At 72.4% G+C, this 13,623-nt stretch carries 12 protein-coding genes; 7 read left to right on the forward strand and 5 right to left on the reverse strand.

What is annotated here, in order from left to right:
* The first annotated feature begins 255 nt into the window (after positions 1-255).
* The gene (locus ACQP00_RS11965) at positions 256-1,005 is read left to right on the forward strand and encodes an N-acetyltransferase (RefSeq protein WP_433218254.1); all 750 of its coding nucleotides are present in this window, start codon (positions 256-258) and stop codon (positions 1,003-1,005) included.
* On the opposite strand, the gene ACQP00_RS11970 is transcribed toward ACQP00_RS11965, so the two are convergent.
* Positions 1,002-2,879 (reverse strand): diguanylate cyclase domain-containing protein, encoded by a 1,878-nt coding sequence (locus ACQP00_RS11970; protein ID WP_433218256.1) that lies wholly within the window; start codon positions 2,877-2,879, stop codon positions 1,002-1,004. The two genes, ACQP00_RS11965 and ACQP00_RS11970, sit on opposite strands and share 4 nt — an antisense overlap.
* A 210-nt stretch (positions 2,880-3,089) precedes the next feature.
* Between ACQP00_RS11970 and ACQP00_RS11975 the strand changes: the two genes are divergently transcribed.
* The 3 genes from ACQP00_RS11975 (at position 3,090) to ACQP00_RS11985 (ending at position 5,310) form a co-directional block, all read left to right on the forward strand.
* Positions 3,090-4,337, forward strand: a complete 1,248-nt coding sequence (locus ACQP00_RS11975; RefSeq protein WP_433218258.1) for a hypothetical protein — start codon at positions 3,090-3,092, stop codon at positions 4,335-4,337.
* A gap of 77 nt (positions 4,338-4,414) precedes the next feature.
* Complete coding sequence (locus tag ACQP00_RS11980) at positions 4,415-4,858, forward strand: FAS1-like dehydratase domain-containing protein (RefSeq protein WP_433218259.1); 444 nt, start codon at positions 4,415-4,417, stop codon at positions 4,856-4,858.
* Entirely contained in the window at positions 4,855-5,310 is a 456-nt protein-coding gene (locus ACQP00_RS11985; RefSeq protein WP_433218261.1) for a MaoC/PaaZ C-terminal domain-containing protein, read from the forward strand. Before ACQP00_RS11980 ends, ACQP00_RS11985 begins: the two co-directional genes overlap by 4 nt.
* Here the strand turns inward: ACQP00_RS11985 and ACQP00_RS11990 are convergent.
* Genes ACQP00_RS11990 through ACQP00_RS12005 form a run of 4 tightly spaced genes read right to left on the reverse strand, consistent with a single transcriptional unit; the run spans position 5,307 to position 9,523 of the window.
* Positions 5,307-6,467, reverse strand: a complete 1,161-nt coding sequence (locus tag ACQP00_RS11990; protein WP_433218263.1) for a thiolase family protein — start codon at positions 6,465-6,467, stop codon at positions 5,307-5,309. The genes ACQP00_RS11985 and ACQP00_RS11990 overlap by 4 nt on opposite strands.
* Complete coding sequence (locus tag ACQP00_RS11995) at positions 6,464-7,471, reverse strand: CaiB/BaiF CoA transferase family protein (protein ID WP_433218265.1); 1,008 nt, start codon at positions 7,469-7,471, stop codon at positions 6,464-6,466. The genes ACQP00_RS11990 and ACQP00_RS11995 overlap by 4 nt, the downstream gene beginning before the upstream one ends.
* The gene (locus ACQP00_RS12000; protein WP_433218267.1) at positions 7,464-8,327 is read right to left on the reverse strand and encodes an SDR family NAD(P)-dependent oxidoreductase; all 864 of its coding nucleotides are present in this window, start codon (positions 8,325-8,327) and stop codon (positions 7,464-7,466) included. Before ACQP00_RS12000 ends, ACQP00_RS11995 begins: the two co-directional genes overlap by 8 nt.
* Entirely contained in the window at positions 8,324-9,523 is a 1,200-nt protein-coding gene (locus ACQP00_RS12005; protein WP_433218269.1) for a CaiB/BaiF CoA transferase family protein, read from the reverse strand. The genes ACQP00_RS12000 and ACQP00_RS12005 overlap by 4 nt, the downstream gene beginning before the upstream one ends.
* Positions 9,524-9,634: 111 nt before the next feature.
* Here ACQP00_RS12005 and ACQP00_RS12010 point away from each other — a divergent pair, with 111 nt between their 5' ends.
* From ACQP00_RS12010 to ACQP00_RS12020, 3 genes are all read left to right on the forward strand, one after another.
* Positions 9,635-11,185 (forward strand): AMP-binding protein, encoded by a 1,551-nt coding sequence (locus ACQP00_RS12010; protein WP_433218271.1) that lies wholly within the window; start codon positions 9,635-9,637, stop codon positions 11,183-11,185.
* A complete protein-coding gene (locus tag ACQP00_RS12015; RefSeq protein ID WP_433218273.1) occupies positions 11,182-12,327 on the forward strand; it encodes an acyl-CoA dehydrogenase family protein in 1,146 nt (381 codons plus the stop codon). Before ACQP00_RS12010 ends, ACQP00_RS12015 begins: the two co-directional genes overlap by 4 nt.
* Before the next feature lie 79 nt (positions 12,328-12,406).
* Positions 12,407-13,594 (forward strand): acyl-CoA dehydrogenase family protein, encoded by a 1,188-nt coding sequence (locus tag ACQP00_RS12020; protein ID WP_433218275.1) that lies wholly within the window; start codon positions 12,407-12,409, stop codon positions 13,592-13,594.
* The last annotated feature ends 29 nt before the right edge of the window (positions 13,595-13,623 follow it).

Genomic DNA, 13,623 nt, shown 5'->3' on the forward strand with positions numbered 1-13,623 from the left:
CGCGCGCTGAGAGCTACTTTCTCCCGCCGATCCCGCGCGGGCAAGGTCTGATCCATTGCTATATACATCGGCCACTCGCCAGCGCTCTGAAGGGTCCGCAACGGTGCACAAGTTGTTCGCTTTGCGGCCCGTTTGTTCTCCCCGCGGATCGAGTGCACGTGCCCACATAGGACAGACGCCTGCACGCGCTTTCGCGGCGATTGCGTTTGCACGTGCGGTACAGCGGAGGCCTGGCTCTTCTGGCAGGGTTCGCCCATGGACTTCGCCTGGCTCGAGGTGACGACGCTGGCCGAGCGGCCCGACCGGCTGCCCCTCATCACCACGTTTGACGATCCGACGGTGGCCCCGTTCCTCTATCAGGACCCGGTTTCGGCGGCGCTCTTCCCGGCGCTGGTGACCCGCCACCCCGAATACACATTGCTCGCGGTCGAACGCGACTCGGGCCGCCCGGCCGGCATGCTGTGCACGCTGCCTTTCACCGCGATTGATGGCGAACTGCCATCCGGCGGCTATGACGCGGTCCTGTTGTCGGCGGCCGGGCACGCGCTCACGGGCACCACCGGCGCGGACGTCTCGGCGCTGTTCGCGACCGTCCGCCCCGACCTGCGCGGCCGCGCCGTCTCCGGCCACCTGGTCGAGCGGGCCCGCCGCAACGCCGCCGCCCTGGGGCACACGGCGCTGGTCGCCCCGGTCCGTCCGACCCAGAAGCAAAAGCATCCTCTTGTACCGCTCGAGCGCTACGTCGCCCGCCGCCGCCCCGACGGCACCGCGGAAGACCCCTGGCTGCGCGTCCACGAGCGCGCGGGCGGCCGGTTCGTCGCCGTGGCCCCGCACTCGATGACGATCACCGCCCCGCTGCACCGCTGGCGGGAGTGGACCGGCCTGCCCTTCGACACCGCCGGCCCGATCCTGGTCCCGGGCGGCCTCGGCCCGGTCCTGTGCGACCCCGAGCGCGATCTCGCCACCTACGTCGAGGCGAACGCCTGGTACCGCCACGACCTCTAGACGGCTGAACGCCGTTCGCCGTGCTTCATCTTGTACATGGCCGTGTCCGCGTCGCGCAGCAGTTCGTCGGCGCGGGCCAGGGCGCCCCATGCCGAGCCGATGCTGGCCCGGATCGGGACCAGAACGCCGTCGATCTCCACCGGCTCGGCGAGGCGCTCGTGGAAGCGCTCGGTCAGCGCCTCCGCGTAGGACAGCGACGTGTCCGGCAGCAGCACCGCGAACTCGTCGCCGCCCAGCCGCGCCACGGTGTCGGCCGGGCGGACGCAGCTGCGGAGGCGGTCGGCGACGGTACGCAGAAGGGCATCCCCGGCGTGGTGGCCGAACGTGTCGTTGACCGCCTTGAACCCGTCCAGGTCGATGATCAGCACCGCCGCGGTGCCGCCGGCCGCCGCGATCCGCTCCGCGAACAGGGCCCGGTTGGCCAGCCCGGTCAGCGCGTCGTGGGTGGCCTCGTGGCGCAGCCGGTCCTGGAAGGCGATGACCTCGGTGATGTCGTGCGCGTTGTACACCACGCCGCCGATGCTCGGCACGTGCGTCAGATTGGTCGCCACCGCGGTGAGCCAGCGCGGCCGGCCGTCGCGGTGCGGCACCTGCAGGCGCAGCGTGATGCTCGCGCCGGGATGGGCCATCAGCTCGGCCAGCCGGGAGCGCCACTCCTCGCGCCCCTCGGCGGTCGTGAGCTCGTCCATCCGCCGCCCGATCACCGACTCCGCCGGCACGCCGAAGGTGCGCTGCACGGCCGGGCTCGCGTACGACACGATGTGGTCCGGCCCCGCGATGACCGTGATGTCCGAGGAGTGCTGGACCAGCGCCCGGAACCGCTCCTCCTGCTCGGCCAGGGCCCGCATGCTCCGGTCCACCTCGCCCAGCAGCCGCGCGTTGTCGGTGAACGCGATCAGCTGGCGGGTCACCACGATGCCGGTCACGAGCAGCACGCCGATCACCACGCCCCAGACCCGCACGTCCAGCGAGCCGTGCGTGAGCGACACGATGAGCAGCACGTACGCGGCCGCCACCCCGATGTACGGCAGCAGGCTGAACGGCCGCACGGGCCGCCGCGCCAGGATGTCGGGGTCGGCGCGCAGGTTCGCCTCGTTGATCCGCGGTACCGCGGCCAGCAGCGCACACGGCAGCAGCCGGGCCAGCATGACCAGGTCGGGCCGGGTGACCTCGAGCATCGCCGCGCTGAGCCCGGTGCTGAGCCCGACGAGCACGCTGGCGAGCCCCGCACTCCACCCGGCGATCGGCGTGAACGGCATGTTGCGGCCGAGCATGAGCTTGACCAGCCCGAACGACCCCGCCAGACTGGCACCGGCGGAGGCCAACGCCAGCAGCAGCGCCCCGCCGCCCTGGCGGATGTCGACGCTGGGTGAGAGGTACCAGACGAAGACCGCGGTGGCGGCGACGACGGTGGCCGCATCGAGCGTGAACCGCAGCCGCTCCCGCCCCGCCGTATTGGTCGGATGCAGCACCATGGCCAGCAGGCACACAATCGACCCGAGCGTGACCAGCCCGGACTGCACCGCACTGCCCTGCACCATCCCGGCGACGGGATTGGCGAAGGTCTGCACCCCCATGATCGTGTCACCGGTGGTGAAGAACAGCGCCGCGGCCGCGATGAGCCGCCAGAACCGCTTGTGCGCGGCGGACACCCCCGGCTGAGCGCTCATCCGCGCCGACAGCGCCGCGAACGTCAGGTCGAGCACGACCTGCACGGGCCAGAACAGCGCGAGTTTGACGCTTTCCCCGGCCCCCGGGATGGCGTACCAGACACTGAAGGCCACCGTGAACACAATCAGCGCACGCAGCACCGGGTCACGCAGCAGCACGGTCCGCGCCGCCGGGCGAGACCGCTGCTCATGGGATGTGCTCACGGCACTCCTTCATTTGCGCCGGACTCTACCGCGTGGGCGGGCAGCTTTAGGTGCTGTCTACATCGTCCATACGGCCGAAGACCTGAGCGAGGCTGAACCCCATCCAGAAATAGCGCTTGGGGCGAACCATCCCGAACGCCACGATCTGTCCCGGTGTGACCGCCGCCGCACTCCCGGAACGCCTCGGGCCGGGGCGTGTAGAACAGAGGCGTGGATGCCAAGCGGGTACAGGGGATCGGATTCGCCGCGCTGATGGGGGCCGCCGCCGGCGCCGCCCTGGGTGCGCACCGCGGCCCGAAGTCAGCGCTCAAAGCCGCAGCCCTCGGCGCCGGCGCCCTGGCCGTGATCGACGGTGTGGCGAGAGCCCGCCAGCGCGAGCACGAGATCCCCGCGGTCTGGTCGCGGATCGCCGCCAGCGGTGCCCTCGCCGCTCCCGTCGGCTGGGCGGCCGGCAAGGCCGGTGCCTCCCCGCTCGCGGTAGGCGTGGCCGCCGGAGCCCTGGCCGGCGCCATGGGCATCCGCCCGCACAAGGTGGCGTTGGGCCCGGTGGTGGGCCTCGCGGTGGGGGCCGCCATGCGCGACCGGCCGCCCGCTCAGGTGGCTGCCGCCGGTGTGGTGGCGTTCCGGACCGTGTCGCAGCTGGTGTTTCGGGAGCCGCAGGTCGAGCTGCTCGCCGAAAACGCAACCGCAGAACAAATGCCCTTCGTCGTACCGCTCGAAGCTCGCACCAGATACGTGGGCACCAGCTACGTCCGGGACCTCGCCGCCGCTACCGGGGGCACCTACGAGGAAGCCACGGCCGACATCGGGATCGTGGCCGACCTTGACGCGCTGCAAGGGCCCGAGTTCGATCCGGCCGGGGTGGACCCGCTGGTGCGGGAGTTCTACGAGCACACGACCAGGTTCACGCTCGACATCGTGCCCCGGTGGCGGCCGTGGGTGCGGCCCGGGTACCTGCTCTACCGCACGCTCGTCGCCCGGCCGCTCGGGCAGGCCAACGTGCCGATGAACCTGCGTGAGGCGCAGCGCGGGATGCACAGCCGGATCGACACCATCACCGGGGCCGACGGGGTGGTCTCCACGCGCGGGTGGATCCGGTCGTTCGCGCACAGCGGGGAGCCCATCTACGTCGGGATCTACACCACCTACCGGCACGGCGACCGCGGGTACGTCAGCGTCGGCTTTCCGCTCCCGCAGGCCAACTTCACCGCCACCCTCGCCCCGCGGGAGCGGGCCGATGGCGGGCTCCGGCTCACGAGCCGGGCGCACGACGGGCAGACCGGGCACTACCTGAGCTACATCGACGCCGGGAACCGGGCGTTGACGACGCTCGGGGTCACCGGGTTCGCCGAGGAGCTCGACGTCTACGTGCGGGACGGCGAGCTGCGGGCCGATCACGCCTTCTCGGTGTTCGGGCTGCCGTTCCTCACGCTGGAGTACCGCATCAGCCGCAAGTGAACGCACTTTGTGTACAATCGCGGGCCATGAAGCCGGGATCGTAGACAAGAAGCCGGGGATTGCGCACAATTCAGGGCATGGGTCAGCTGTCGCAGTTCGAGGGGCGGTCCGGGGCCGAGTTCACGATGACCGTGGAGAAGGGCAAGATCCGCGAGTTCGGGGCGGCCGTGCAGGCAACACATCCGCGTTACGGCGGCGATGCGCCGGTCGCGCCGCCGACGTTTCTCGCCTCCAGTGCGTTCTGGACGACCGGGGACAGTTCGCCGTGGGGGGACTCGCCGCCCGACCTGTCGCGGGTTCTGCACGCGGGGCAGCAGTACGTCTTTCACGGGCCGCCGCCCAGCGCCGGCACCGTGCTGCACTGCCGGGAGCGCATCGACCGCGTCTACACCAAGCAGGGGCGGCGCGGCGGGGCGCTCGAGTTCGCCGACATCGTCACCGAGTTCCGGGACGCCGGCGGGAAGCTCGTCGCCGAGGCCCGGGCCACGCTCGTGCTGACCGAGCAGGCGCCGACCGCATGACGGCGCTGGGGGAGTTCCGGGCGCCGCTGGTCGAGGGGCCGCTCACGGTCACGGACTTCGTGCGGTACCAAGGGGCGTCGGGTGACATGAACCCCATCCACCACGACGCCGAGTTCGCGCAGGCGGCCGGGTTCCCGACGGTGTTCGCGGTCGGGATGCGGCAGGCCGGCGTCCTCGCCGCATTCGCCGCGGACCATTTCGGGCCGGATCACGTGCGCCGGTTCGACGTGCAGTTCCGGGCCATCGCGTGGCCGGGGGACATCCTCACGTACACCGGCGAAATCACCGCCGTCGAGGAAACCGCCACGCACACGGTCTGCACCGTGGCGCTGCGGGCGACCCGGCAGACCGGCGAGGTCCATCTCGCCGGCACCGCCGTGTTCGAGATCCCGCTGGAGCCGCTCGACGAAGCCGGCACCGCCGTGTTCGAAGTGCCGCGCCAAGAGCGCTAGAGCCGTTCCACGATCGTGGCGTTCGCCTGGCCGCCCGCCTCGCACATGGTCTGCAGGCCGTACCGGCCGCCGGTCTGTTCGAGGTGGTTGACCAGGGTCGCCATGAGGCGGACGCCGGAGCCGCCCAGCGGGTGGCCGAGGGCGATCGCGCCGCCGCGCGGGTTGAGCCGGTCCGGGTCCGCGCCGAGCTCGGCCGCCCAGGCGAGGGGTACGGGCGCGAAGGCCTCGTTCACCTCGTAGGCGGCGATGTCGTCGAGCGCGAGGCCCGCCTTGGCCAGGACCTTGCGAGTGGCCGGGATCGGCGCGGTCAGCATCATCACCGGGTCGTCGCCGGCCAGGGCGAACGCGTGGAAGCGGGCCCGCGGCCGCAGGCCCAGGGAGGCGGCCCGCTCGGCGCTCATGATGAGCGCGGCCGCGGCCCCGTCGGTCAGCGGCGACGAGTTGCCCGCGGTGATGTGCCAGCCGATCTGCGGGAAGCGCCCGAGCAGGGCATCGTCCCGGAAGGCCGGCTTCAGGGCGGCCAAGCCTTCCGGTGACGTGGCCGGGCGGACGGTCTCGTCGACGGCGTGCGCGCCGACCGGGACGATCTCGGTGGCGAACGCGCCCGAAGACTGCGCCGCAGCGGCCAGGGCGTGCGAGCGCGCGGCGTACGCGTCCAGCCGCTCCCGGGTCAGGCCCCAGCGGGCGGTCACCAGCTCGGCCGCGATGCCCTGCGACACCAGGCTCATCCGGGCGGCCACGCTCGGGCCGAACGGGTCGGCCGCACCGATCGCGACCCCCATCGGGACCCGGCTCATCGACTCGACCCCGCAGGCCACCACGACGTCGTACGCCCCGGCCAGGACGCCCTGGGCGGCGAAGTGCATGGCCTGCTGGCCCGATCCGCAGGCCCGGTCGACGGTCGTGGCCGGGACGGACAGGGGCCAGCCGGCGGCCAGGACGGCGTTGCGCCCGATGTTCGCCGCCTGCTCGCCGGCCTGGCCGACGCAGCCGGTGACCACGTCGTCGATGAGCGCGGGGTCGAGCCCGGTGCGGTCGACGAGCGCACGCAGCACGGTGGCGAGCAGTTCCACGGGGTGCAGCCCGGACAGCGCCCCGCCGGGCTTGCCGCGCCCGGAGGCGGACCGGACGATGTCGACGATCACGGCGTCGGTCACAGCGACCACCCCCCGGCCGCGGCGCCGCCGATCGGGAGCCGCGGCATGCCGTCATCCCCGAACAACCCACGGGCCACGACGTGGTCGTACTGCTGCGCCTCGCTCAGGTTCAGCACCGGCGCCAGGCAGGCGTCGGTCGAGGCGGCGAGCGCGGCCCACTCGTCGCGCGTCCGGGTCCGTACGGCCGCCGCGATCGCCGTCCGCAGCGCCGGCCAGCGAGCGGGATCCTCGCGCAGGGACGGGTCGACGTCCAGAAGCTCACACAACACGGCGAAGAACTGGGGCTCCAGGGCGCCGATCGCCACGTACCCGCCGCCGGCGCACTCGTAGACGTCGTAGAAGGGCGCCCCGGTGTCGAGCAGGTTCGTGCCCGCCTCGTCGCTCCAGGATCCGTCCCGGTGCATCCCGTACAGCATCGACGCGAGGTACGCGGTCCCGTCGGTGATGGCGATGTCCAGCACCCGCCCGACCCCGGTCCGCGAGCGCTCGACGAGCGCGGCCAGGACCGCCGTGACCAGGTACATCCCCCCGCCCCCGAAGTCGCCCAGCAGGTTGGCCGGCGGGGTCGGCGGCTGCCCGCGCCGCGCGGCCGCGTGCAGGGCACCCGTGATGGCGATGTAGTTGATGTCGTGCCCGGCGGTGTGGGCGAGCGGCCCGGTCTGCCCCCAGCCGGTCATCCGCCCGTAGATGAGCCGCGGGTTGATGGCGTGGCACTCCGCCGGCCCGAGCCCGAGCCGCTCGGCGACCCCCGGCCGGTACCCCTCCAGGAGCACGTCGGCCGACGCGACCAGACCCCGCACCTGCTCCAGGACGGCCGGGTCCTTGAGGTTGACGCTGTGGACGGCGCGGCCGCGCTCCAGCCCGCCGCCGCCCGGCACCTGGCCCTGCCGGCGCAGGGCGAGCACGTCGGCCCCCAGGTCGGCCAGCAGCATGCCGGCGAACGGCTCCGGCCCGATGCCGAGCAGTTCGAGGACCCGGATGCCGTGCAACAAACCTTCAGGCATGGCGCTGCCCTTCCATGTCGGCCGCCGGTGGCGCGGCCGCGATGGCCGCCCGGAGCGCTCGGTCGAGTTCGTCGGGATCGTCGGGCTGGGTGAAGGTCGGCTCCAGGTGCCAGCCGGACGCGATGCCGACCCGGGGGCCGCGGATGTCGAACACCCGGCCGGTGACGTCCCGGGCGCCCGGCCCGCACAGCCACGCGACGATCCGGGCCACCCAGTGCGGGTCCAGCTCCTCGCGGCGCCGGTCGGTGATCCCGCCCTCGAAGCGGATCAGCGGCGCCTCGGTCAGCCGGGTGAGGGCGCTCGGGGCGACGCAGTTGACGCTCACGCCGTACGAGCGAAGTTCTTGCGCCACCACGAGGGTGAACGCGGCGATGCCGGCCTTCGCGGCCGCGTAGTTCGACTGCCCGATGTTGCCGAACAGCCCGGAGGCGGAGGTCGTGGTGACCAGCCGGCCGTCGACGTCCTCGCCGGCCTTGGCCCGGGCCCGCCAGTGGGCGGCGGCATGGTGCGCGACGGTGAAGGTTCCCTTCAGGTGTACCGCGATGACGCCGTCCCACTCCGCCTCGCTCATCGAGGCCAGGGTCCGGTCCCGCAGGATGCCCGCGTTGGCGACCACGGCGTCGAGCCGCCCGAAGCGCTCGACGACCGAGGCGACCAGTTCGCCGGTCGCGGCGAAGTCGGTCACGTCGAGCCGGCACGCGACGGCGGTGCCGCCCGCGGCCTCGATCTCGGCCGCGACTTCCCCGGCCGGCCCGTCGTCGGCGTCGGTCACGACGACCGCATGTCCAAGAGCCGCGAGCGCGAGGGCATGGGCCCGGCCGAGGCCCCGGCCGGCCCCGGTGACGATGGCGCTCATTCGGCCACGATCCCGCGGGTGAGGAGGTCTTTCCAGGCCTCGTCGGTGACCCCGGCCAGCTCGCCGAGGACCGCGCGGGTGTGCTCGCCCAGGCGCGGCCCGACCGCGGCCACCTCGCCCGGCGTGCGGCTGAACTTCGGCACGATCCCGGCCATCGGGCCCGCGGGGCCGTCGGGCGTCTCCGGCCGCAGCACCATCTGCCGGGCCGCGTAGTGCAGGTCGCCGAGCATGTCCGGCGCGGTGTAGATCCGCCCGGCCGGCACGCCGTGCTCGGCGAGGACCCGCAGCAGCTCCTCGGCGTCGAGCGAGCCGGTCCAGCGCTCGATCTCCTCGTCGAGCACGGCCGCGTTGCGCCCGCGGCCCTCGTGGTCGGCGTAGCGCGGGTCGTCGGCCAGCTCGGGGCGGCCCATGGCGGTGCACAGCCGGCGGTACACCGCGTCGGCGTTCCCGGCGATCGCCACCTCGGCCCCGTCGGCGGTGGTGTACACATTGGACGGTGCCACGCCGGGCAGGACGCTGCCGGTGCGGGTGCGCAGGACACCGGCCCGCTCGTAGTCGACCATCGTGGACTCCATGAGCGCGGCGACCGCCTCGTAGATGGCCACGTCGACCTCCTGGCCGCGGCCGCTGCGGGACCGCTCGACCAGCGCGGTGGAGGTGCCCACCACGGCGAACAGGGCGGCCAGCGAGTCGCCGAGGCTGATGCCGGTCCGGGCCGGGCGCGAGCCGGCGTCGCCGGTGGTGAACCGGATGCCGCCCATCGCCTCGCCGATGCTGCCGAAGCCGGCCTCGCGGGAGCGCGGGCCGGTCTGCCCGAGCCCGGAGACGTGCACGACGATGATGCCGGGGTTGACCGCGGCGAGCGCCTCGTAGCCCAGGCCCCACTTGTCGAGGGTGCCGGGCCGGAAGTTCTCCAGGACGACGTCGCAGCGCTCGGCGAGCGCGCGGGCCACCGCCTGGCCCTCCGGGTCGCGCAGGTTCAGCGCGACCGACCGCTTATTGCGGGCGATGGCCGGCCACCAGAGGCTCTGACCGTCCTGCACCACGCCCCAGCGGCGCATCGGGTCGCCAGTGCCGGGCGGCTCGAGCTTGATCACCTCGGCGCCGTAGTCGGCGAGCAGCTGACCCGCGAACGGGCCCGCGATGAAGCTGCCCAGCTCCAGCACCCGGACGCCCGACAGTGGTCCGTTCGACACGATGCCCCTCCGAATGTGCACAATCTGAGGCTCTAGCGACGCTGAAACCCCGTATGAGCCGCGTTGGTCTGCACTATTGCACACAATCGGCGGCTGCGGCACACTCCGACCATGTACGCCACACACATCGCGCGGGCCCACCCGGACCGGCTGGCGATCCTCATGGCGGAGTCCGGCACGCGGGTCACCTACGGCGAGTACGAGGCCGAGGCGAACCGGCTGGCGCACCTCTTGCGGGGCAGCGGCCTGCGGTTCGGGGACCACGTGGCGATGCTCATGGAGAACAACCCGCGCCTGCTGGAGAGCGAGGCGGCCGCCGAACGCAGCGGTCTGTACTACACCTGCATCAACCACTACCTGTCGGCCGACGAGGCCGCGTACATCATCAACGACAGTGCGGCCCGGATCGTGGTCACCTCGGCGGCCAAGCTCGACCTCGCCCGGCAGCTCCCGGCGCGCTGTCCGGGCGTCGAGCGGTGGCTGATGGCCGACGCCGACGACCCGCCGGCGCCGTTCGAGTCCTACGACCGGGCGGTGGCCGATCAGCCGGCCGGGCCGATCGCGGACGAGCAGCAGGGCACGGCGATGCTGTACTCGTCCGGCACCACCGGCCGCCCCAAGGGCATCTACCACCCGCTCGCCGTCGCCCACCCGGCCGAGGAGCCGCTGGGCTCGCGCATCCAGAGCAAGCGCTGGGGGCTCGACGAGAGCAGCGTGTATCTCTCGCCGGCGCCGCTGTACCACTCGGCGCCGCAAGGCAGCGTGTCGATGATGCTGCGGGCCGGCGGCACCTCGGTGATCATGGAGTCGTTCGACGCCGAGCGCTACCTCGACCTCGTCGCCGAGCACCGCATCACGCACTCGCAGCTGGTCCCGACGATGTTCTCCCGGCTGCTGAAGCTGCCCGAGGAGCGCCGCCGCCGGGCCGACGTGTCGTCGCTGCGCACCGTCATCCTCGCCTCGGCCCCGTGCCCGCCGCAGGTCAAGCGGCAGATGATCGAGTGGTGGGGGCCGATCATCCTGGAGTTCTACGCGGCCAGCGAGGGGATCGGCTACACGTTCTGCACCTCGCCGGAGTGGCTCGCGCACCCGGGCACGGTCGGCCGGGCGGCGATGGGGGAGCTGCTCATCCGGGCCGAGGACGGCCGCCTCTGCCCGCCGGGAGTGACCGGGACGGTGTGGTTCAAGGGCCCGGCCGGCTTCCAGTACTTCAACGACCCCGCCAAGACCGCCGCCACCCGCGATCCCGAGCTCGGCGCCAGCTCGGTCGGCGACATCGGCTACCTGGACGACGAGGGCTACCTGTACCTCACGGACCGGGAGAGCTTCATGATCATCTCGGGCGGCGTCAACATCTACCCGCAGGAGACCGAGAACCTGCTCATCACCCACGACAAGGTGTACGACGCGGCGGTGATCGGGGTCCCGGACGAGGACTTCGGCGAGGCGGTGAAGGCGGTCGTGCAGCTCGCGGAGGGCGTCGAGCCGGGGCCGGAGACGGAGGCGGAGCTGATCGCCTTCTGCCGGGCGTCGATCGCGCACTACAAGTGCCCGCGCTCGGTCGACTTCGTGCGCGAGCTGCCGCGGCTGCCCACCGGCAAGCTGTATAAGCGCAAACTCAAGGACGAGTACTGGTCCGGGCGGAAGACGCTGATCCAATGATGGGCCCGGAGGAGCTGCGGCAGTACGTCGAGGAGGTCGTCCGCGAGACCGACGAGGCGGACTTCCTGGGTGCCCGGTTCGACGCCGGGCTGGCCTGGGTGCACCATCCCGAGGGCGCCGGGGGGCTGGGGCTGAGCCCGGACCGGCAGGCCGAGGTGGACGCGGTGCTGGCCGCGGCCGGCCGGCTGGCGTCCTGGGAGCGCAATCCGATGGGCATCGGCATGGTGGCGCCGGCGCTGATGGTGCACGGCACGCCCGCGCAGCGGGAGCTGCTCCGGCCGATCTTCACCGCCGAGCACCTCTGGTGTCAGCTCTTCTCCGAGCCGGGCGCCGGGTCCGACATCGCGGGCCTTTCCACCAAAGCCGTTCGCGATGGTACGGCCTGGGTCGTCGACGGCCAGAAGACGTGGACGTCCCTGGCGCACACCGCCCGCTTCGGCCTCGCGCTGACCCGCACCGATCCCGGCGCCCCCAAGCACGCCGGGCTGACCGCGTTCGTCATCGACATGCGGGCTCCCGGCGTGCAGGTCCGGCCGCTGCGGGACCTGACCGGCGGGACGCACTTCAACGAGGTCTTCCTGGACGGCGTGCGGGTCGGCGACGACGCCCGGGTCGGCGCGGTCGGCGCCGGCTGGGCGGTCGCCACCACCATGCTGACCAGCGAGCGGACCGTGATCGGCGCCTCCGTCGGCGAGCGCGGGACGGGCGCCATCGCGCTGGCCGTGGAGACCTGGCGGCGGACGGGCTGCGACCCGGCGCGGCGCACCGAGCTGACCCGGCTCTGGGTCGACGCCGAGGTGCTGCGCTTGGCCGCCCTGCGCGACCAGGAGACGCGGGCCGAGGGCGGTCCGGGTCCGGGTGGGTCGGGCCTCAAGCTGCGGCGGGCCCTGCTGGAGCAGCGGATCGCCCGGTTCGCGGTGGAGCTGCTCGGCCCGGCCGGGCTGGTGTACGACGCCGACGCGGTGCGGGCGGGCGGCCCGGCCCCGGACGACCCGGTGTGGACGTGGCTGCAGTCCCAGGCCTACACGATCGCGGGCGGCACGTCCGACGTCATGCGCACCATCATCGGCGAGCGCGTGCTGGGCCTGCCCCGGGAGCCCGGCCTGCCCCGGGACACCCCCTGGTCGCAGATCCCGCGGTGACCTTTTCGGCGGTTGACCAGCGGCGCAGCGCACCTGTAAAACTGAAACTGACGTTACTATCAAGAATGGAAGTGGTGTCTTGTCCAGCCGGGACTTCGCCCAACAGCGCCAGGACGTCCGGCGGTTCGTCGACGAGGAGCTGATCCCGCGGGAGCCGATCCTCGACCGCAACGACGACAGCAGCGCCGACGCGATGGCCGAGCTGAAGAAGCTCGCCAAGGAGCGGGGCGTGTGGGCGCTCGGGCACCCCACGTCGATCGGCGGCGGCGGGCTCCCGTTCATGGAGTACGTCATGATCAACGAGATCGTCGGCCGCTCGTACTGGGGCACCGAGGCCCTCGGCACACTGTCCTTTCAGGACTGTCTGATGCTGCTCGAGTTCGGCACCGAGGAGCAGAAGGCGCACTGGATCCCGCTGCTGTTCGAGGGCGTGACCGGCCCGACGATCGGGATGACCGAGCCCGAGGTGGCCGGCTCCGACCCGACGCTGGTCCAGTCGACGGCGGTGCTCGACGGCGACGAGTGGGTCATCAACGGGCACAAGTGGTTCACGTCCGGCGCGAACAAGGCGATGTACACCAGCGTGTTCGTCAAGACCGATCCCGACGCGCCGAAGCACGAGCAGTTCTCGCTGATCCTGGTGCCCACCGACACGCCCGGCTACAACATCGAGCGGGTCGTGCGGACCATGGGCCACTACGGCGGCAACCACTGCGAGGTCCGCTACGACAACGTGCGGGTGCCCGCGGCGAACCTGCTCGGGCCCCGGGGTGGCGGCTTCAAGGTGGCCCAGGCGCGGCTCGGGCCGGGCCGGATCACCCACAGCATGCGCTGGCTCGGGCAGGCCCAGCGGGCGTTCGAGCTGATGTGCGACCGGGCCAACTCGCGCTACGCGCACGGCTCGGTGCTGGCGGAGAAGGGCGAGATTCAGCGGTACATCGCGGAGTCCGCCGCCCAGATCCAGGCGGCCCGGCTGATGACCCTGGACGGGGCGCGGAAGATCGACGCCGGGCTGGACGGCCGGATGGAGATCTCGCTGATCAAGTTCTTCGGCGCCCAGATGCTGCACGACGTCGTCGACCGGGCGCTGCAGGTGTACGGCGCGATGGGCGTCACCGAGGACACCCCGCTGGAGCGCATGTACCGCGACGCCCGGTACGCCCGCATCTACGACGGGCCGGACGAGGTGCACCGGATGGTGGTGGCCAAGCGGCTGCTGCGCGGCGACTACCGCAACCAGGCGCCGTGGTCCGACATCGTCCACTAGCCATTTTCTGAATCTGACGTTACTTTTAG

Source organism: Dactylosporangium sp. CS-047395 (assembly GCF_050942185.1).
Classification (GTDB): domain Bacteria; phylum Actinomycetota; class Actinomycetes; order Mycobacteriales; family Micromonosporaceae; genus Dactylosporangium.

Bases quoted from the DNA above. Each gene is read 5' to 3' on its own strand.
- ACQP00_RS11995 (WP_433218265.1), bottom strand. From the start codon at position 7,471: ATGCCTGAAGGTTTGTTGCACGGCATCCGGGTCCTCGAACTGCTCGGC.
- ACQP00_RS11985 (WP_433218261.1), top strand. From the start codon at position 4,855: ATGACGGCGCTGGGGGAGTTCCGGGCGCCGCTGGTCGAGGGGCCGCTC.
- ACQP00_RS11980 (WP_433218259.1), top strand. From the start codon at position 4,415: ATGGGTCAGCTGTCGCAGTTCGAGGGGCGGTCCGGGGCCGAGTTCACG.
- ACQP00_RS12015 (WP_433218273.1), top strand. From the start codon at position 11,182: ATGATGGGCCCGGAGGAGCTGCGGCAGTACGTCGAGGAGGTCGTCCGC.
- ACQP00_RS11965 (WP_433218254.1), top strand. From the start codon at position 256: ATGGACTTCGCCTGGCTCGAGGTGACGACGCTGGCCGAGCGGCCCGAC.
- ACQP00_RS12010 (WP_433218271.1), top strand. From the start codon at position 9,635: ATGTACGCCACACACATCGCGCGGGCCCACCCGGACCGGCTGGCGATC.
- ACQP00_RS12000 (WP_433218267.1), bottom strand. From the start codon at position 8,327: ATGAGCGCCATCGTCACCGGGGCCGGCCGGGGCCTCGGCCGGGCCCAT.